This is a genomic window from Acrocarpospora catenulata (assembly GCF_018476525.1).
GTDB classification, from domain to species: Bacteria; Actinomycetota; Actinomycetes; order Streptosporangiales; family Streptosporangiaceae; genus Acrocarpospora; species Acrocarpospora catenulata.
The window spans coordinates 71,050-88,782 of sequence record NZ_JAHCST010000026.1 but is presented as its reverse complement, the minus strand read 5'-3'; the positions used below and the strand labels follow the sequence as shown (position 1 = coordinate 88,782).

The following is a 17,733-nucleotide window of genomic DNA, read 5'->3' as shown; positions in this document are numbered from 1 at the left end:
CGTTAGCCCACCGCTCCTTCCATCTGCAGCTCGATGAGCCGGTTGAGCTCCAGCGCGTACTCCATGGGAAGCTCGCGGGCGATCGGCTCGACGAAGCCGCGGACGATCATGGCCATCGCCTCGTCCTCGTTGAGGCCCCGGCTCATCAGGTAGAAGAGCTGGTCCTCGGAGACCTTGGAGACGGTGGCCTCGTGGCCCATGGAGACGTCGTCCTCGCGGACGTCCACGTACGGATAGGTGTCGGAGCGGCTGATCTGGTCGACCAGCAGGGCGTCGCACTTGACCGTGGAGGCCGACCCGGCCGCGCCCTCCTCGATCTGCACCAGACCCCGGTACGAGGTGCGCCCGCCGCCGCGCGCGACGGACTTGGACACGATGGTGGAGGAGGTGTTGGGAGCCAGGTGCACCATCTTGGCCCCGGCGTCCTGGTGCTGGCCCTCGCCGGCGAAGGCCACCGAGAGGGTCTCACCCTTGGCGTGCTCGCCCATCAGGTAGACGGCCGGGTACTTCATGGTGACCTTGGAGCCGATGTTGCCGTCGATCCACTCCATGGTCGCGCCCTCGTACGCCACGGCGCGCTTGGTGACCAGGTTGTAGACGTTGTTGGACCAGTTCTGGATGGTCGTGTACCGGCAGCGGGCGCCCTTCTTCACGATGATCTCCACGACCGCCGAGTGCAGCGAGTCGGAGGAGTAGATCGGGGCGGTGCAGCCCTCCACGTAGTGCACGTAGGAGTTCTCGTCCACGATGATCAGGGTGCGCTCGAACTGGCCCATGTTCTCGGTGTTGATCCGGAAGTAGGCCTGGAGCGGGATCTCCACGTTGACGTTCGGCGGCACGTAGATGAAGGAGCCGCCGGACCAGGTCGCGGTGTTGAGCGCGGCGAACTTGTTGTCGCCGACCGGGATGACCGTGCCGAAGTACTCCTTGAAGAGCTCCTCGTGCTCGCGCAGGCCGGTGTCGGTGTCGACGAAGATGACGCCCTTCTCCTCAAGGTCCTCACGGATCTTGTGGTAGACGACCTCCGACTCGTACTGCGCGGCGACGCCGGCGATGAGGCGCTGCTTCTCCGCCTCGGGGATGCCGAGCTTGTCGTAGGTGTTCTTGATGTCCGGCGGCAGCTCGTCCCAGGAAGCGGCCTGCTTCTCGGTGGAGCGCACGAAGTACTTGATGTTGTCGAAGTCGATGCCGGTCAGGTCGGAACCCCAGGTGGGCAGTGGCTTCCTGGAGAACAGCCGCAGGCCCTTGAGCCGGAGGTCGAGCATCCATTCCGGCTCGTTCTTGAGCGCGGAGATGTCGCGGACGACCTCCTCGGAGAGGCCACGGCGGGCCGAGGCTCCGGCGACGTCCGTGTCGGACCAGCCGAACTTGTAGTTCCCGAGGCCTTCCAGCTCCGGGCGGTCGGTGACAGTCACCTTCCGAACTCCTTGCTCTCTGTATCTGGGGTCCCTGTGTCTGGGCTGTTTTCGTTTCGTGGCAGGCGGGCCGGCGGATGCGGGCTCACGTGCGTGGTGCAGATGCCGTCGCCGTGCGCGATGGTGGCCAGGCGCTGCACCGGCACGCCGAGCAGCTGCCCGAACGCCTCGGTCTCGGCCTCGCACAGCTGCGGGAACTCGGCGGCCACGTGGGCCACCGGGCAGTGGTGCTGGCAGAGCTGCTCGCCACCCTGGCCGGTCCGGCTGGCCGAGGCGGCGTATCCTTCGGCGGACAGCGCCTCGGCCAGCACCCGGACCCGCTGTTCGACGGGCGCCTCACGGACCACCCGGGCCAGCCGGGTGACCAGTGCGGCGACCTGGGCGCGGGCGAACTCGCCGACGGCCACGTCGCCGAGGTGCTCGCGCAGGAAGCGGAGCGCGCTGCCTGCCAGGTCATCGTAGGCGTGCTCGAACGCGCTGCGCCCGGCATCGGTGATGCCGAACAGCTTCGCCGGACGGCCGCGACCGCGCTGCCCCCGCTGTCGCGCGGTCCGCGGCTCGATCATGCCCTCGGCCAGGAGCGCGTCCAGATGACGGCGGACGGCGGCGGGGGTGAGCCCGAGCCGCTCGCCGAGGGCGGCGGCGGTGACCGGGCCGTGCTCCAGGATGAGCCGCGCCACCCGGGCGCGGGTGCCGCGCTCGGCCGGCGCCAGGGCGGGCAGGCCGGCGAGCCGCGTCGCCGCGGTCTCGTCGGTGCTCACCCTCCCGGTCACGTTTTTCACAACATCAGTGTGCCGTAATTCCTTCCCGCTCCACAAACGGAAGCCCGATACGCGAAGAATGTAATTTGTCACGCAGGCAAGCCTTACCTAACCTGGGCAAACGCCGGACAGCGGGCAGCCAGGACGGTCGCCCCGTCCCGGCCGCACTCACCCGTTCACCGGGTGTCCGACTTCGCCTCCCAGAGCGCGAAAAGCGCGCCGTGCGGATCGGTGAGGACCGCGAACCGGCCCAAGTCGTCGATCGCGCGCGGGCCGTACCTGACCATCGCGCCGAGCCCCTCGGCCTGGGCGAGGGTCATGTCCAGGTTGGCGGTGCCGAAGTAGACCAGCCAGTGGGCCGGCATCTCGGGCGGGAACTGCTCGCTCATCGGCATCATGCCACCCACCTGCCGCCCGCCCGAGAGCCAGGTCGAGTACGACCCGCCCGCCAGCAGCTGGCTGTCGACGGCCCAGCCGAAGACCCGGCCGTAGAAGACCTTGGCGGCCTCCGGGTCCCGGGTGGCCAGCTCGCACCAGGTGAAGGTGCCCGGCTCGTTGGCCAGCTGGGCGCCGATGTGCCGTTCCGGCTGCCAGACACCGAAGTAGCCGCCGGTGGGATCCTGGAACGCCGCCATGATGCCCTCGCCCATGATCTCCATGGGCTCGGCGACCACCGTGCCGTCGGCCTCACGGACCGACTCGGTCACCTTCCCCGCGTCGTCGGTGGCGAAATAGGTGTTCCAGGTCGTCGGCCTGCCCGCGCCCTGGGTCGGCCCGATGCCCGCCACCGACTTGCCGTTCCGGTAGAACTGGCCGTACCCGCCGGTCTCCGGGCGGTCGTCGAACTCGGCCTGCCAGCCGAACAGGCGGCTGTAGAAGTCGACCGATGAAGCGACATCGGTGCTGGACAGATCCACCCAGCAGGGCGACCCCGCCGGGTGACTCGTGAACTCAGCCATCCCGAAAACCTCCTTTTCGGTGACACAGCACACATTCAGCGTTACACGCCCCAAGTACCGAAAAATCATGGCTTTGCGGGATTCCTTGCAAGGGTTTACCGGGGACGCCAGCGGCGGAGGCGGGCGTGTGACTCCCTAGACTCATAGGCATGATTTCCCCAGCCGTCGAGATCAGCGGCCTGGTCAAGCGGTACGGGCGGACCACGGCCGTGGACGGGCTGAGTCTGCGGTGCGCGCGTGGCGAGGTGACCGCCATCCTGGGCCCCAACGGCGCGGGGAAGACCTCCACCATCGAGGTCTGCGAGGGGTTCCGGCGCGCGGACGGGGGCCGGGTGCAGGTGCTCGGCCTGGATCCGGGTGATCCGGCGCTGCGGCCGCGGATCGGCGTGATGCCGCAGTCCGGCGGGGTGCCGCAGGCGATCAGGGCCGGCGAGTGGCTGCGGCTGGTGGGCCGGTTCCACGCCCATCCGCTGCCGGCGGCCGCGCTGCTGGCCCGGCTGGGGTTGGCCGAGCACGCGCGCACGCCGTACCGGCGGCTGTCCGGGGGGCAGCAGCAGCGGCTGTCGCTGGCGGCGGCGGTGATCGGGCGGCCGGAGCTGGTCTTCCTGGACGAGCCGACCGCCGGTCTGGACCCGCAGGCCAGGCACGCCTGCTGGGACCTGGTGGGCGAGCTGCGGGGGGCGGGGGTCTCGGTGGTGCTGACCACCCACTACATGGACGAGGCCGAGCGGCTGGCCGACCACGTGGTGATCATCGACCACGGCCGGGTGGTGGCCGAGGGCGCCCCGGCCACGCTCACCGGCGCGGAACGCCAGCTGCGCTTCCGGGCCCGGCCCCAGCTGAACCTGGACGAACTGCTGGCCGCCCTGCCGCCGGGCAGCGCCGCCAAGGAGTCACCGGCGGGCCACTACATCATCGAGGGCCTGGTGGATCCGTCCCTGCTGGCCACGGTGACCGCCTGGTGCGCGGCCGAGGGCGTGACCACCGAGGACCTGAGCATCGAGCGGCGCACCCTGGAAGACGTCTTCCTCGAACTGACCGGGCGGGAACTGCGATGACGGCACTGGACTTCCGGCCCGCCCCCGGGGCCGCGCCGCTGCCCCGGATGGTGGCCGCCCAGGCGGGCGCCGAGATCCGGGCCATCCTGCGCAACGGCGAACAGCTGCTGCTCACCATGATCATCCCAGTGCTGCTGCTGGTCGGGTTCGCCAAGGCGCCGCTGCTCAACGTGCCCGGCGCGCGGGTGGACTTCGTGGCCCCCGGGGTGCTGGCCCTGGCCGTGATGTCCACCGCGTTCACCGGCCAGGCCATCGCCACCGGCTTCGAACGCCGGTACGGCGTGCTGAAACGGCTCGGCGCCACCCCGCTCTCCCGTCCCGGGCTGCTGCTGGCCAAGACCGTGGCGGTGCTGGCGGTGGAGGCCCTCCAGGTGGCGGTGCTGAGCGTGGTGGCGCTGGTGCTGGGCTGGGTCCCGCACGGCAACCCGGTCTGGGCGTTGCTGCTGCTCCTGCTGGGCACGGCGGCCTTCAGCGGCCTGGGCCTGCTGATGGCGGGCACGCTACGGGCGGAGGCCACCCTGGCGGGGGCCAACCTGGTCTACCTGGTGCTGCTGGGGCTGGGCGGGGTGGTGTTCCCGCTGTCGGTCTACCCGGAGGCCTTCCGTCCCGTGCTGGAGGCGCTGCCGATCGGGGCGCTGACCACCGGGCTGCGTGCGGTGCTGGCGGAGGGGTCGGGCTTCCCCCTGGGACCGGCCTGCGTCCTGGCGATCTGGGCGGCGGTGGCACTGGGCCTGGCATCGCGGACATTCCGCTGGGAGTGACTGTGACATTGGCCGATCCTCCGGATCGGCGGGCTTGGCCCCCTTTCGCCCGTTTTGAGAGGTACCTCTACGCTTGACGCTTGCCGCCCCCGTGCAAGTAGTAGAGGAGTTCCCCCGTGGCCGCCCATGCCGTTTCCGGGTCCGCTCGGCCGTACCGGTTCCGGATCGGGGCGGCGATGCGGGCCGCCGCGGGTGCGGTGCCGCCGCCCGGGCTGGTGCTGCTGGCGATCCTGTCGGTGCAGGTGGGGGCCGGGCTGGCCAAGAACCTGTTCGCGGTGCTGCCGCCCAGCGCCGTGGTGCTGCTGCGCATCGCCACCGGCACGCTGGTGCTGGTGGCCATCGCGCGGCCCCGGCTGCGCGGGCTGAACCGGCGGGACGTGCTGGCCGGGACCGCCTTCGGGGTGAGCCTCGGCCTGATGAACCTGTCCTTCTACGAGGCGCTGGCCCGGCTGCCCATCGGCGTCGCGGTGGCCATCGAGTTCCTCGGCCCGCTGACCGTGGCCGTGGTGGCCTCGCGGCGGAGGCTGGACCTGCTCTGGGTGGCGCTGGCCGCCACCGGCATCGCGCTGCTGGCGCCCTGGGGTGAGGCGGCGGGGGCCAACTGGGCGGGCATCGGGTTCGCGCTGCTGGCCGGGGCGCTCTGGGCCGCCTACATCGTGCTGTCGGCGGCGGTGGGCGGGCGGTTCCCCGGCACCACCGGGCTGTCCTTCGCGATGGTGGTGGCCACCGTGATCACCGCCCCGGTGGGGGTCGCCACCGGCGGAACCGGGCTGCTCCAGCCCGAGATCCTGCTGCTCGGGCTGGGCGTCGGCCTGCTCTCGTCGGTGATCCCGTACACGCTGGAGCTGGAGGCGCTGCGGCGCATGCCGAAGCGGGTGTTCGGCATCCTGATGAGCCTGGAGCCGGCCGCCGCCGCCCTGGCCGGGCTCTTCATCCTCGGCGAGATCCTGGACCTGCGGGAGTGGATGGCGATCGGCTGCGTGGTCATCGCCTCCATCGGCGCGACCCGCACGTGATCACTCCGGGTGGTTGGCCCAGATGCCCCTGACGTGCTGGATGTGGTGGCGCAGCAGATGCTCGACCGCCGAGGAGTCCCCCTGGACCAGGGCGTCCAGCAGGTCGAGGTGTTCCCGGGCCGAGTGCGCCAGCAGGCCCTTGTCGGCCAGCCCGCGCAGCCCGTAGAGGCGGGCGCGGGCGCGCAGGTCGCGGACCACCTCCACCAGGCGGGCGTTGCCGGACAGGCCCAGCAGCTCCAGGTGGAAGCGCAGGTCGGCGTTGACGTAGGTGAGCAGGTCGCCGCGCTCGGCGGCGCTGACGATCTCCCGGGCCAGCGGGCGCAGCGACTCCAGCTCCGGGACCGGGACCTGCCCGGCCAGCCGGGACACGGTGGGCACCTCGATGAGCTGCCGGAGCTCCATGATCTCGTCCAGATCCCGCTCGGACATCTCGGTCACCCGGAAGCCCTTGTTCCGCACCGCCTCGACCAGGCCCTCCTTGGCCAGGTCGAGCATGGCCTCACGGACCGGGGTCGCCGACACGCCGAACTGGGCGGCCAGCACAGGGGCGGAATAGACCACCCCCGGCCGCATCTCACCCGCGACCAGGGCGCCCCGCAGTGCCTGGGCGACCTGCTCGCGCAGGCTCAGCCGCTCCCCCACAGCCGGCAGGCCGAGCCCTTCAGCTCCCCGTGCCATCCCACTCCTCACCCACGTGCTCCCAGTCAGCATGACATCTGAAAGGGCTTCCGGACCGATGACCAAAGGGGGATCGTACCGTTTCTACAACGGTTGCCTGGCACCAGGTCGTCACAGCAGAAACCCGGATTGGAACGGGTCACGGGGATCCACGAAATACTGCGCGGTACCGGTGATCCACGCCCGGCCCGTGATCGCGGGGAGCACCGCGGGCCGACCCGCCACCTCGGTCGCGCCGAGCAGGCGGCCGGTGAAGCGGGTGCCGATGAACGACTCGTTGACGAAGTCCGTGCCGAGGGGGAGTTCGCCGCGGGCGTGCAGCTGCGCCATCCGGGCGCTGGTGCCGGTGCCGCACGGGGAGCGGTCGAACCAGCCGGGGTGGATGGCCATGGCGTGCCGGGACAGCCGGGCGTCCGAACCGGGGGCCAGGAACTGCACGTGGTGGCAGCCCCGGATGCCCGGGTCGAGCGGGTGCACCGGGTCGGGGATGGCGTCCATGATGGCCAGCCCGGCGTCCAGGATCTGCTGCTTGTACGCCCGGTCGAAGGGCAGCCCGACCGCCTCCATGGGCAGGATGGCGTAGAAGTTGCCGCCGTACGCCAGGTCGTAGGTGACCTCCCCGAACCCGGCCACCTTGACCGTCTGGTCCAGGGCCACGCTGAAGGAGGGCACGTTCTGGATGGTGACCGAGACGGCGGCGCCGTCCTCGACGGCCACCTCGGCGGTGACCAGGCCGGCGGGGGTGTCCAGCCGGATGACGGTGACCGGCTCGGTCACCTCCACCATGCCGGTCTCCACCAGCACAGTGGCCACCCCGATGGTGCCGTGGCCGCACATCGGCAGGCAGCCGGAGACCTCGATGTAGAGCACCCCCCAGTCGGCGTCCGGCCGGGTGGGCGGTTGCAGGATGGCGCCGCTCATCGCGGCGTGGCCGCGCGGCTCGTACATGAGCAGGGTGCGGACATGGTCCAGGTTGGCCATGAAATGTTCACGGCGCTCGGCCATCGTGGCCCCCGGGATCACCCCCACCCCGCCGGTGATCACCCGGGTCGGCATGCCCTCGGTGTGCGAGTCCACGGCGTGGAACACCCGTCTGGTCCGCATGTCAGCGTAGTCCTCCCGCGAGCGCCTGCTCGGTCGCGGCGCGCACCGCGGCCTCCTGGGTCGGCAGCAGCGGCTGCCGTGGCGGGCGGCAGCCGCCGCCCTGGCGTCCGGCCAGGTCCATGGAGAGCTTGATGGCCTGGACGAACTCGGTCTTGGAGTCCCAGCGCAGCAGTGGGTGCAGGGCGCGGTAGAGGGGCAGCGCGGTGGCCGGGTCCCCGGCCGTCGCGGCCCGGTAGAGGGCCACCGAGGCGGCGGGCAGCGCGTTGGCGTACCCGGCCACCCAGCCGACCGCCCCGGCGGCGGCCAGCTCCAGCAGCACGTCGTCGGACCCGGCCAGCAGGTCCAGGCCGGCGGCCAGCTCGGCCAGCTCGTAGGCGCGCCGCACGTCCCCGGTGAACTCCTTCACGGCCACGATCAGGCCCTCGGCGTACAGCCTGGCCAGTAGTGGCGGGATGAGGTCGATCTTGGTGTCGATCGGGTTGTTGTAGGCCACGATGGGCAGGCCCGCCTGGGCGGCGATGCGGTAGTGCTCGAGCGCCGCCCGCTCGTCGCCGCGGTAGGCGTTGGGCGGCAGCAGCATGACCGACGCGCAGCCGGCGTTCCCGGCCTGCTCGGCCCAGCGGCGGGCCTCCAGGGCGCCGTAGGCGGCGATGCCGGGCATGACGCGGTCCCCGCCGATCGCGGCCACCGCCGTCTCCACCACCCGGGTGCGTTCCTCGATGGTGAGAGTCTGGTACTCCCCCAGGGAGCCGTTGGGCACCACGCCGTCGCAGCCGTTGGCCACCAGCCAGCGGCAGTGCTCGGCGTAGGCGTCGTGGTCGACGCTCAGGTCGGGGCGGAGCGGCAGGGCGGTGGCCACCATCACGCCACGCCAGGGCTTTTCACTCATCCTTTGTCCTCTGCGGTAGTAGCCGGGCCAGGTCGGCCATACGTAGGGGGTGCGCGAAGGGACGTCCGGGGTGGCGCGGGTCTTCCCCGCACAGGCGGGCGACCGGGTAGCCGCAGATCCTGCCCTGGCACCAGCCCATGCCGGGGCGGGCCAGCAGTTTGACCGTGCGGGCGTCGGCGGCGCCGAGGTCTCCGGCTTCCAGGATCGCCTGGTACGGGACCTCTTCGCAGCGGCAGATCAGCGTGCGCGGGGTCAGCCACTCCCGCCAGCCGTCGCGGACGGGGTAGACCTCATGCAGCCGGCGCGCAAACGCCTCCGCCCGCTGCCGTTTCACCCGGTCCCTTTTCGCCTGATCCTGATTTGGCCGGTCCTGATTTGGCCGGTCCTGATTTGGCCGGTCCCGACTTGGCCGGTCCTGACTTGGCCGGTCCTGACTTGGCCAGCCCAGATTTGGCCGGTCCTGACTTGGCCGGTCCCGATTTGCCCAGCCCAGATTTGGCCGGTCCTGACTTGGCCGGTCCCGATTTGCCCAGTCCTGTGCGGTCGGTTCGGGGGCCGGTTGGTCGGCCGCGTCCGCGATGATCGTGTGGGCCGCCTGGACGCCGTCCAGCTCGGCCAGGGCGGCGCCGCCGACGCCGATGGTCTCCCCGGCGGCGTACACGCCGGGGACGGAGGTGCGCAGCCCGGCGTCCACCGCCACGATTGGGCTGCCGTCGGCGTCATGGGTGGTGGCGCAGCCGAGCTGCACGGCCAGGTCGATCTGCGGCGTGAAACCGTAGCCGGTGGCGAGAGTGTCGCATTCGATGTCGCGGGTGGTGAGCGCTTTCCAGTCGGCGTCGAGCCGGGCGACGGTGACGTGGGTGAGCTCGTCCCCGCCGTGGGCCGCCACGACGGCCTGACCACCGTGGTACGGCACCCGGTGCCGGGCCAGGCGCAGCGCGTACCCGGCGGCTTCGCCGAGTTTGGCGGGGTTTCTCAACAGCGCCGGAAGCAGTCCGGTACGGCTGTTCGCCTCGAAGACACCCACGATCCGGGCCCCGGCGGCGGCCAGACCGGTGGCCACGGGCAGCAGGAAGGGTCCGGTCCCCGCCACGACGATCCGGCGCCCCGCCACCACACCGTTGCCCTTGAGCAGGGCCTGAGCACCGCCCGCGGTGAGCACGCCGGGAAGGTCCCAGCCGGGGAAGGGCAACACCCGGTCGTACGCGCCAGTCGCAATTAGCAGGGCCCGAGCCCGCAGGGGACCGCGCGCCTCCGCGTTAGCCGCCTCCGCGTTAGCCGCCTCCGCATGGGCCGCCTCCGCATGGGCCGCCTCCGCATGGGCCGCCTCCGCATGGGCCGACTCCGCATGGGCCGACTCCGCGCCGGTCACCCCTGCGTGGGCCGACTCCTCGTAAGTCACCCCCGCGTGGGTCGCTCCCGTATCGGTCGCATCCGCACGGGCGGCCTCTGCGCTGGCGGCTTCCGCATGGACCGCATCCGCGCGAGCGGCTTGCGTGTAGATGGTGAAGTGGGCCGTGGCGGATCCTTCGACGGCCCAAACCTGGTGACCGAGCAGAACGTCCACCCCGGCCAGCCCCTCCACCAAACGCCGAAATTTCCGGCTATTCCGGGGCTTGTGACCGGGTGGGGGTTGCCGGTGGAACTGGCCGCCCAGCCGGATCGCACCGTCGAGCAACGCCACGCGGAGGCCCGCTCGGGCCGCAGTACCCGCCGCCGCCATCCCAGCCGGGCCACCGCCGATCACCGCGAGGTCGTAGCTCGGAAGCGGGCTCGGAAGCGGGCTCGGAAGCGGGCTCGGAAGCGGGCTCGATGGGGAACTCATGCCGGATCTCATATCGGATCTCATCCGGGCGTCACCTCGTCGCCCGGACGGGCCTCGGTGAGGCAGGCGCGCAGGTTCTCCGTGCCGTTGACGATGACCAGGCAGTCGAAGCAGACCCCGATCCCGCAGAACAGTCCCCGCGGCCTGCCTTCGAACCTGGTGGTGCGCCAGGAGCGCACGCCGGCGGCGTACAGGGCGGCGGCGATGGTCTGGCCGGGTGCGGCGGGGATCGTCCGGCCGCCGAAGCTGATCTCGAAGCGCGTCTCGGCGCCGGTGTCGAAGGTCATCGCGCGAACCTCTCCGGCCGGAACGGGAACGGATCGACCTCGGGCCGCTCCCCCGCGAGCAGCCGCGTGATCAGCAGCCCCGTCGCGGGAGCCAGCCCGATGCCCGCCCCTTCGTGACCACAGGCGTGGTAGAGCCCGGGAGCCCGCAGATCGTGCCCGATCACCGGCAAATGATCCGGACAGTACGGCCGAAACCCACCATAGGCCCTGATGACCTGTTTCCCCGCCAGCACCGGGAAGAGCGCCACAGCCTGCGCGGCCAGCCGCGCCAGCACGGGATAGGACATGGTCCGGTCGAAGCCCGCACGCTCCCGGCTGGCCCCGATCAGCACGGTCCCGGCGGGCGTGTCCTCCACCACCGCCGAGGTCTCCAGGCCCGCATCGGAGCTGGCCACGTTCTCCACGTACGCGGCCGTGTAGACCTTGTGCCGGATCAACGGCTCCGGCAGCGGCTCGGTGACCAGGATGAAGCCCCGGCGCGGCAGCACCGGCAACTCGACCCCGGCCAGCGCGGCCACCTCCCCCGCCCAGGTCCCGGCCGCGTTGACCACGGCATCAGCGGACAGATCCCCCTGCTCGGTGCGAACCCCGCTTACCCGGCTCCCCTTCTTGGTGAAACCGGTCACCCGCACCCCCGTACGGACCTGGGCGCCGCAGGCCCGGAGCAGCCGAGCGGCGGCGCGCATGGGCTGGACCTGGGCGTCCTGCGGGTAGTGCACGCCCCCGGCCAGGCCGCGGGCGATGTGCGGCTCGTACTCCTCCGGAACCACCACGGCCGACCGGACACCCTCGGCCCGCTGCCGGTCGGCGAGCGTGGTCAGCGCCGTCAGCGTCTCGGGGGTCTCGGCGACGACAAGGCCACCCTTCCGCTCGTACTCGAACCCGCCCACCTCATCCGCCAGAGATGACCACAAACCCGCGGAGAGCAGGGCGAGATCCAGTTCGGGGCCGGGTTCCTTGTCGGATACAAGGATGTTGCCTTCACCGGCGCCGGTGGTGCCACCCGCGATCGGCCCGCGGTCGAGCACGGTGACCGCATATCCGGCACGGGACAAGTAATAGGCACAGGCCGCACCGACCACTCCAGCCCCGATGACCACGATGTCCGGCAAGTCTCACCTCCCCTGAAAGTAAAATGTCACATGCCACGAGGTGCGGCAAGAGGTCAAGGACGGGACCGCCCACCCGTCCGCCTACGATGTGAGCCGTGAACCGCCTCCAGACCCGGCTCTACGCCTTCCACCATTCGTACTGGTCCGCCACCTCCCGCACCATGCGGGCATGGGCCCTTGCCGGAGTGCTGGTCAACGCGGGGATCACGGTCACCGGCGCGGCGGTCCGGGTGACCCGCTCCGGCCTCGGCTGCCCCACCTGGCCGAAGTGCACGCCCGACAGCTTCATCCCCGTCGCCCACCCCGAGATCTCGCCGATCAACACGGCCATCGAGTTCGGCAACCGCATGCTCACCTTCCTGGTGCTCGCGGTCGGCGTGGCCTGCTTCCTGGCCGCCTTCCGGCTCACCCCGCGCCGCCTCTCGCTGCTCCGGCTGGCCGCGCTGCAACCCGCCGGCGTGCTCTTCCAGGCGCTCTGGGGCGGCCTGGTGGTGCGCAGCGCGCTCAACCCGGTCACGGTGAGCGTGCACTTCCTGGTCTCCATCGGCATGATCGCGGCGGCCTTCGCGCTCTACGCCCGCTCAGGCGAGGGCGACGCGCCCGCCCGGCGGCTCGTCCACCGGGACATCCGCACCCTCGGCTTCGTGCTGGTCGGCGCGGTGCTGGTGCTGCTGGTGGCCGGCGTGGTGGTGACCGGCACCGGCCCGCACTCCGGCGACGAGGCGGCCACCCGCTTCGACTTCGACCTGGAGGCGGTGACCCGGCTGCACGTGGACGCGGTCTGGATCGTGGTCGGCCTGACCTTCGCGCTGATGTTCGCCCTGCACGTCACCAACGCCCCCGGGCTGGCCCGGCGGGCCGCGCTGATCCTGTTCGGGGTGGAACTGGCCCAGGGCGTGGTGGGCTACGTCCAGTACTTCCTGGCCGTCCCGGCCGCCTTGGTCGCGCTGCACGTGCTCGGCTCGACCCTGGTCTGGATCTCCACGCTCCGGGTGGTGTTCCTGATGCGCGACCGCGGCCCGCTGAACGAACCGGACTCGCCGATCCAGCAGACACCCTCCGTCCAGACCGCCTGAATCCTCAGCGCGGCAGTCACGTGGAGTCGACGTCGCTGCCCTAGACGAAGGCGGTGACGCCCTCGTATTCGCCCAGGGGCGCCCGGCCTGTCGTCTCGTATTCGAGGAGCAGCAGGCCGTTCGGCGTCGCCTCGTGGTGGGTCAGACGGAGACCGGAGGTGGCGCCTGGGCCGGCCAGAAGGCGCCGGCCGGTCCGGAGCACTGTGGGCGCGACCACGAGGCGGAGCGTGTCGATCAGGCCCGCTGACAGTAGCGCGTCGCCCAGGCGGGCGCTGCCGTGGATCTGGAGTTCCCGTCCCGGTCGTGCCCTGAGCTCGGCGACCGTCTGGACCGGATCGCCCTTGAGCACGGTCGTGGGGTGCCAGGTCCCCTGGGTGAGGGTGTTCGACACGACGTACTTCGGCAGCGTGTTCATCCGCTCGGCGAACGGATCGGCCGGGTCGGTGATCTTCGGCCAGTCGCGCGCGAACGCCTCGTAGGTGCGTCGGCCGAGCAGCAGGCCGTCGGCGAGGTCGAGCCAGTCGGAGGCGCGCTGGACGAACGTCCCGTCGATGTGGGGCACGAGCCAGCCGCCGTGGGTGAAGCCGTCGCTGGTGTCCTCGTCCGGCGAGCCGGGTCCCTGGCTGACCCCGTCGAGGGTGACGAACTCGGTGAGAGTGATCTTCATCGCGGGACCATGCTCTCGGCGAAAGCAGCCAACTGGCCGGCGACCGAACCCCAGCCCTCGGCAAAGCCGAGTTTCTCGTGCTGGGCACGGGCCTCCGGGTCGCCGTGCCGGATGACGATCCGGTAGTCCGTGCCGTCCGGATGATCGTTCAGCGTGATCGTGGCGGTCATCGCGACCGGGGCGGGATTCGTGGGACGCCATGTGCTGTCGATCGCGTTGGTGAACACGATCCGCTCGAGTTCATCGACGGCGAGGAAGCACGCGTCCATGTGCGGGACGAACTCGGCCCCGTCGTCACTCAGTCGCGTCACGAACGCCCCTCCGGGCCGCAGTTCCAGGCGCTCCACCCGGCAGCGGGACGGAGCCGGGACCCACCACTGCTCAAGCCGGGACGGGTCGGTCCAGGCGCTCCACACGGTCACGCGCGGGGCGCGGATGATCCGCTCCAGGCCGAGGTCGAGGTCGGGATTCACTGGCGGTTCTCCTTCGGGTCGGTGACGAACTGTTCGAGGCGGTCGGTGCGCTCCTCCCAGATCCGGCGCTGCTCCGCGAGCCAATCGTCGACGAGGGCGAGCCGCTCGCGGTTGAGCACGCAGGTACGCACCCGGCCGGACTTGACCGTGCGGATGAGCCCGTTCGATTCGAGCGTCCGCACGTGCTTCATGAACGACGGGAGGGTCATCGGGAACTCGCGGGCGAGGTCGCCGACGCTCGTGGGCCCGTGGCCGAGGCGCCGGACGACGGCGCGCCGGGTCGGGTCGGCGAGGGCGACGAACACGCCGTCCAGTTGCACCTCATACTGTGCCATGAGGCTAAGTATTTCGGGACGCAATGGTTAGCGCAAGGGCTAAGTGTCGAGTCGGTTGACTGGCTCTCGCCGCCACCAGCACGGGACGAGCAGGACGACATCGAGCCGATCCAGCCTCCCCGGGACGGTCAGGGTGAGGCGATCCGGCCCAGGCCGGGGGGATCTGGGCGGCTGCTGCGCGGTCCAGGAGAAAGAGGGTGCGCTGGCGGCCTCTGGCGCCCGCCCCTGGGGCCTGCAAGCGGCCCCCGGTGAGGGCCAGGTGGACGGCGCGGGCAGGTTTCGGTGGAACTGGTGTCCGGATACCTGACGATCACGCAGCCGAAGGAAGTGGCCATGTATGCCCGCGAGTTCGCCGCACTCGCCTCGGCGGCTGTTTACGGCCGGGCTGCGAGGGCGTTGATAGGCGCTGCGCTGGAGGCCCTGGGAGGAGGCGGACCAATCGACGACCAGGATCAACCCGCGCACCATCGGGGAAGCGGATCTGGGTGCGCGTCTGCTGTGCGCTGTGGTGGCTCCCCGCGTCGGCTGGTACGACATGATCGACGAGGCCGGCTATTCGGTCTTGCTGTACGAGCTGGACGACCACGCCGCCGAGGGTTCCTGGGCGGCGTGTGACCACAAACCGGGAGCGGTCGAGTCCCAGGTGACGCAGTACGGTGAACGGCGCCTCTGGAGCGAGGTGTCCGACGCGTATCTTCAATGGGTCGCGCTGGGCAGCCCCAAGTACGAGCGATTCGGCCTGAGCATCGACCCAACGGGGACGCGACTCTGGCTGGATCACGCTAACGGGCCAACCTGGAAAGTGCGGTGTTGACGGCCCAAGCTCGTGACATGAATTGAGCACCGATCCGGGGCCCGACGGGTGGCAGCTCCGCGGGCTTCGACCGGGGATCGATCAGCGCGGCGGGGGCGGGAACGGGCGGCCCGGGACGATGTTCGGTGGTGCGCCGGGCGCGTACCCCGGTGGCGGGACACCTCGGGAGGCGGCCTCCTGGTGGCGCTCAGGGATCGGGAAGTGCACCCGTGCGTAGGCCATCAGTTCGGCCAGCGCCCGCTGCTTGGTCCGGAAGGCCGCCTCGTCCACCCCGCCCCGCACGGCCCGCTCGTGCAGCAGCCCCAGCTCGGTGGCGGCCAGCTGGTAGTCGCTCATCGCCTGCGCCCCCGACTTGCCGCCGTGCGCCTTGGCCCAGCTCCGCGCCTGCCGCCGCTTCTGCAACGAGGACAGCATGAAGATGTCGGAGGCGTTGATCAGCCCGTTCGCCTCGTACGGCGGCAGGTAGTACTGGATCAGCCCGACGATCCGCTTCCGGTCCTGGACGATCACCCACAGCTCGATGAACAGCAGCCCCATCAGGATCAGGTACGCCACCGCCAGCCCCCCGAACCCCCCGAAGGACGCGAACCCGTTCCAGAGCCCGTGCAGCAGCATCGCGCCGATCCAGCCCGCCACGATCATCCACGCCCCCGTCGCGCCCCGCCGATTCGCCGCGTACGCCACCGCGATGCCGATCAACGAGGTGAACAGCGGATGGGCGAACGGCGAGAGCACTCCCCGGAGCACCACCGTGGCGGCCAGCCCTTCCGGGCCGTTCTCGGCCAGTGCCGCCACGTAGTAGCTGACGTTCTCCGACATCGCGAAGCCCAGCCCCACCATGCTGGCGTAGATGATGCCGTCGGTGGGCCCGTCCAGCTCCTGCCGCCGGAACCGGAGCAGCCCGACCAGCACCAGGCCCTTCATGGTCTCCTCGACCAGCGGCGCCCCGAAGGTGGCCACGTAGTCCTTGGCGGTGTCTCCGTCGCCGATCTGATTGGTCAGGTACACCAGGTTGAGGCTGTTCAGAATGCCCGCGATCAGCACCGCGATCCCAGCCCCCCAGGCGAAGGCGAAGATCAGATTGCTCCGCGGCTCGGGTTCCATGCGGTCCAGCGCGAGCACGCCCGCCAGCAGCAGCGGCACCGGGGCGATGGCCAGCACCAGAGCGATGAAGAACTGGACCGGGTCTCCGTTGAGGATGTCGAAGGAGAAGGAGACCAGGGCGCAGATGCCCGCCAAGACCAGACCGAGGATGAGGCCGACCGACGGGCGTTCCCTCAGCACCGCGCGCGGATCAAGGCTCGCCATTACGCGAGCGTAACCGACGGCACACGCCTTGTCCGCCGTAGGTACGCCAGAAGATTCACACCAGCAGCGAGTCCACCGCGACCGCCAGGAAAAGCAGCGCCAGGTAGACGTTGGACCAGTGGAAGAACCGCATCGGCCGCAGGTCCACCCCGGTCTTGCCGGCGGTCAGGCGGCGGCGCAGCGCGTACACCTCCCAGAGGCAGATGCCGCCGAGCGCGGCGGCGACGGCCGGGTAGAGCGGCGTGGTGTCGGCGATCGGCCACAGCAGCAGCGAGCAGAGCACGGTGGCCCAGGTGTAGGCGATGATCTGGCGGACCACCTCCCGGTCGGTGGCCACCACCGGCAGCATCGGCACCTCGGCGGCGGCGTAGTCGTCCCGGTACCGCATGGCCAGCGTCCAGGTGTGCGGCGGGGTCCAGAAGAAGACCACCCCGAACAGCGCCACCGGGGCCCAGGAGAGTTCGCCGGTGATCCCGGCCCAGCCGATCAGCACCGGCATGCACCCGGCGATGCCGCCCCAGACGATGTTCTGCGGGGTGCGCCGCTTCAGCACCAGCGAGTAGACCAGCACGTAGAAGAGGATGGCGCTCAAGGCGAGCACGGCCGCCAGCCAGTTGACCGTCAACCCGAGGCCGAGGGTGGAAAGCACCCCCAAAATCACGCCAAAGACCAGCGCTCCGCGCGGCGATACCGTGTGGCGGGCCAGGGGCCGCCGCCGGGTGCGCCGCATCACCTCGTCGATGTCCCGGTCGATGTAACAGTTGAGCGCGTTGGCGCTGCCCGCCGAGAGGGTGCCGAAGACCATGGTGGCCACGGCGGTCCACAAGTCGGGCAGGCCGCGGGCGGCCAGGAACATCACCGGCAGCGTGGTGATCAGCAGCAGCTCGATGATCCGCGGCTTGGTCAGCGCCACATAGGCCCGGACGACCTCGCCGACGGTGCGGCGAGCCACGACGGGGGCCATCGTTGGGTTGTTCGTCAGCACCGTCAAGGCGCTTCCAGCACGTGCGGGGTCAACGCGTAACCTCTGGATAGAGCGGGATCTCCGGACAGCCTCCGGCACCATTGCGGACTCACTGTAGCCCCGGGCGTGGTCGGTCCCTGAATCGGGTCAGCATCGGGGCTGCTCAGGGTGGGGGGCAATGGATTGCGGGCAGCCTACCGGACGGTACGGCAGCCGACCCGTTAGGGTCCC

19 protein-coding genes are annotated in these 17,733 nt (G+C 70.8%); 5 read left to right on the top strand and 14 right to left on the bottom strand.

What is annotated here, in order from left to right; translation table 11 throughout:
• Positions 1–2 precede the first annotated feature (2 nt).
• The 3 genes from sufB to KIP79_RS25250 all read right to left on the bottom strand — a co-directional run bounded on the left by sufB (position 3) and on the right by KIP79_RS25250 (position 3,135).
• Complete coding sequence (gene sufB / locus KIP79_RS25260) at positions 3–1,391, bottom strand: Fe-S cluster assembly protein SufB (protein ID WP_250213805.1); 1,389 nt, start codon at positions 1,389–1,391, stop codon at positions 3–5.
• 20 nt (positions 1,392–1,411) lie between these two features.
• Positions 1,412–2,137 (bottom strand): helix-turn-helix transcriptional regulator, encoded by a 726-nt coding sequence (locus KIP79_RS25255; RefSeq protein ID WP_250213804.1) that lies wholly within the window; start codon positions 2,135–2,137, stop codon positions 1,412–1,414.
• A gap of 215 nt (positions 2,138–2,352) precedes the next feature.
• Entirely contained in the window at positions 2,353–3,135 is a 783-nt protein-coding gene (locus KIP79_RS25250) for a VOC family protein (protein WP_214107384.1), read from the bottom strand.
• Between the two features lie 149 nt (positions 3,136–3,284).
• Between KIP79_RS25250 and KIP79_RS25245 the strand changes: the two genes are divergently transcribed.
• From KIP79_RS25245 to KIP79_RS25235, 3 genes are all read left to right on the top strand, one after another.
• The gene (locus tag KIP79_RS25245; RefSeq protein ID WP_214107383.1) at positions 3,285–4,193 is read left to right on the top strand and encodes an ABC transporter ATP-binding protein; all 909 of its coding nucleotides are present in this window, start codon (positions 3,285–3,287) and stop codon (positions 4,191–4,193) included.
• On the top strand, positions 4,190–4,954 hold the full coding sequence (locus KIP79_RS25240) for an ABC transporter permease (RefSeq protein WP_214107382.1): 765 nt from the start codon (positions 4,190–4,192) through the stop codon (positions 4,952–4,954). Before KIP79_RS25245 ends, KIP79_RS25240 begins: the two co-directional genes overlap by 4 nt.
• Before the next feature lie 116 nt (positions 4,955–5,070).
• Positions 5,071–5,970 (top strand): EamA family transporter, encoded by a 900-nt coding sequence (locus tag KIP79_RS25235; RefSeq protein ID WP_308169881.1) that lies wholly within the window; start codon positions 5,071–5,073, stop codon positions 5,968–5,970.
• Here the strand turns inward: KIP79_RS25235 and KIP79_RS25230 are convergent, their stop codons facing one another.
• The 6 genes from KIP79_RS25230 to KIP79_RS25205 form a co-directional block, all read right to left on the bottom strand.
• The gene (locus tag KIP79_RS25230; RefSeq protein WP_214107381.1) at positions 5,971–6,648 is read right to left on the bottom strand and encodes a GntR family transcriptional regulator; all 678 of its coding nucleotides are present in this window, start codon (positions 6,646–6,648) and stop codon (positions 5,971–5,973) included.
• Positions 6,649–6,759: 111 nt separating this feature from the next.
• On the bottom strand, positions 6,760–7,752 hold the full coding sequence (locus KIP79_RS25225; protein ID WP_214107380.1) for a proline racemase family protein: 993 nt from the start codon (positions 7,750–7,752) through the stop codon (positions 6,760–6,762).
• A gap of 1 nt (position 7,753) precedes the next feature.
• Entirely contained in the window at positions 7,754–8,641 is an 888-nt protein-coding gene (locus KIP79_RS25220; protein WP_214107379.1) for a dihydrodipicolinate synthase family protein, read from the bottom strand.
• Positions 8,634–10,466, bottom strand: coding sequence for an FAD-dependent oxidoreductase (locus KIP79_RS25215; protein WP_214107378.1), 1,833 nt, complete (start codon positions 10,464–10,466; stop codon positions 8,634–8,636). The genes KIP79_RS25220 and KIP79_RS25215 overlap by 8 nt, the downstream gene beginning before the upstream one ends.
• A gap of 20 nt (positions 10,467–10,486) precedes the next feature.
• Complete coding sequence (locus KIP79_RS25210) at positions 10,487–10,753, bottom strand: (2Fe-2S)-binding protein (RefSeq protein ID WP_214107377.1); 267 nt, start codon at positions 10,751–10,753, stop codon at positions 10,487–10,489.
• Positions 10,750–11,865, bottom strand: a complete 1,116-nt coding sequence (locus tag KIP79_RS25205) for an NAD(P)/FAD-dependent oxidoreductase (RefSeq protein WP_214107376.1) — start codon at positions 11,863–11,865, stop codon at positions 10,750–10,752. Before KIP79_RS25205 ends, KIP79_RS25210 begins: the two co-directional genes overlap by 4 nt.
• Positions 11,866–11,960: 95 nt before the next feature.
• Here KIP79_RS25205 and KIP79_RS25200 point away from each other — a divergent pair, with 95 nt between their 5' ends.
• A complete protein-coding gene (locus KIP79_RS25200; protein WP_308169880.1) occupies positions 11,961–12,941 on the top strand; it encodes a COX15/CtaA family protein in 981 nt (326 codons plus the stop codon).
• A gap of 40 nt (positions 12,942–12,981) precedes the next feature.
• On the opposite strand, the gene KIP79_RS25195 is transcribed toward KIP79_RS25200, so the two are convergent.
• The 3 genes from KIP79_RS25195 to KIP79_RS25185 are packed head-to-tail and all read right to left on the bottom strand — an operon-like array spanning position 12,982 to position 14,416.
• On the bottom strand, positions 12,982–13,608 hold the full coding sequence (locus tag KIP79_RS25195; RefSeq protein ID WP_214107375.1) for a dihydrofolate reductase family protein: 627 nt from the start codon (positions 13,606–13,608) through the stop codon (positions 12,982–12,984).
• A complete protein-coding gene (locus tag KIP79_RS25190) occupies positions 13,605–14,081 on the bottom strand; it encodes an SRPBCC domain-containing protein (protein ID WP_214107374.1) in 477 nt (158 codons plus the stop codon). Before KIP79_RS25190 ends, KIP79_RS25195 begins: the two co-directional genes overlap by 4 nt.
• Positions 14,078–14,416 carry an ArsR/SmtB family transcription factor gene (locus KIP79_RS25185; protein WP_250213786.1) on the bottom strand — a complete coding sequence of 113 codons (339 nt, stop codon included), beginning with the start codon at positions 14,414–14,416 and terminating at the stop codon, positions 14,078–14,080. Before KIP79_RS25185 ends, KIP79_RS25190 begins: the two co-directional genes overlap by 4 nt.
• A 505-nt stretch (positions 14,417–14,921) precedes the next feature.
• Between KIP79_RS25185 and KIP79_RS25180 the strand changes: the two genes are divergently transcribed.
• Positions 14,922–15,230: a hypothetical protein gene (locus KIP79_RS25180; protein WP_214107373.1), complete on the top strand. Its 309-nt coding sequence runs from the start codon at positions 14,922–14,924 to the stop codon at positions 15,228–15,230.
• 81 nt (positions 15,231–15,311) lie between these two features.
• Here the strand turns inward: KIP79_RS25180 and KIP79_RS25175 are convergent, their stop codons facing one another.
• Positions 15,312–16,538, bottom strand: a complete 1,227-nt coding sequence (locus KIP79_RS25175) for a PrsW family intramembrane metalloprotease (RefSeq protein ID WP_214107372.1) — start codon at positions 16,536–16,538, stop codon at positions 15,312–15,314.
• A gap of 55 nt (positions 16,539–16,593) precedes the next feature.
• A complete protein-coding gene (locus KIP79_RS25170; RefSeq protein ID WP_214107407.1) occupies positions 16,594–17,502 on the bottom strand; it encodes a heme o synthase in 909 nt (302 codons plus the stop codon).
• Positions 17,503–17,733 lie beyond the last annotated feature (231 nt).

Coding starts and splice junctions, on each gene's coding strand:
- KIP79_RS25215 (WP_214107378.1), bottom strand. CDS start 10,466: ATGAGTTCCCCATCGAGCCCGCTTCCGAGCCCGCTTCCGAGCCCGCTT.
- KIP79_RS25195 (WP_214107375.1), bottom strand. CDS start 13,608: ATGAAGATCACTCTCACCGAGTTCGTCACCCTCGACGGGGTCAGCCAG.
- KIP79_RS25245 (WP_214107383.1), top strand. CDS start 3,285: ATGATTTCCCCAGCCGTCGAGATCAGCGGCCTGGTCAAGCGGTACGGG.
- KIP79_RS25210 (WP_214107377.1), bottom strand. CDS start 10,753: ATGACCTTCGACACCGGCGCCGAGACGCGCTTCGAGATCAGCTTCGGC.
- KIP79_RS25225 (WP_214107380.1), bottom strand. CDS start 7,752: ATGCGGACCAGACGGGTGTTCCACGCCGTGGACTCGCACACCGAGGGC.
- KIP79_RS25170 (WP_214107407.1), bottom strand. CDS start 17,502: ATGGCCCCCGTCGTGGCTCGCCGCACCGTCGGCGAGGTCGTCCGGGCC.
- KIP79_RS25230 (WP_214107381.1), bottom strand. CDS start 6,648: ATGGCACGGGGAGCTGAAGGGCTCGGCCTGCCGGCTGTGGGGGAGCGG.
- KIP79_RS25250 (WP_214107384.1), bottom strand. CDS start 3,135: ATGGCTGAGTTCACGAGTCACCCGGCGGGGTCGCCCTGCTGGGTGGAT.
- KIP79_RS25175 (WP_214107372.1), bottom strand. CDS start 16,538: ATGGCGAGCCTTGATCCGCGCGCGGTGCTGAGGGAACGCCCGTCGGTC.
- KIP79_RS25220 (WP_214107379.1), bottom strand. CDS start 8,641: ATGAGTGAAAAGCCCTGGCGTGGCGTGATGGTGGCCACCGCCCTGCCG.
- KIP79_RS25185 (WP_250213786.1), bottom strand. CDS start 14,416: ATGGCACAGTATGAGGTGCAACTGGACGGCGTGTTCGTCGCCCTCGCC.
- KIP79_RS25240 (WP_214107382.1), top strand. CDS start 4,190: ATGACGGCACTGGACTTCCGGCCCGCCCCCGGGGCCGCGCCGCTGCCC.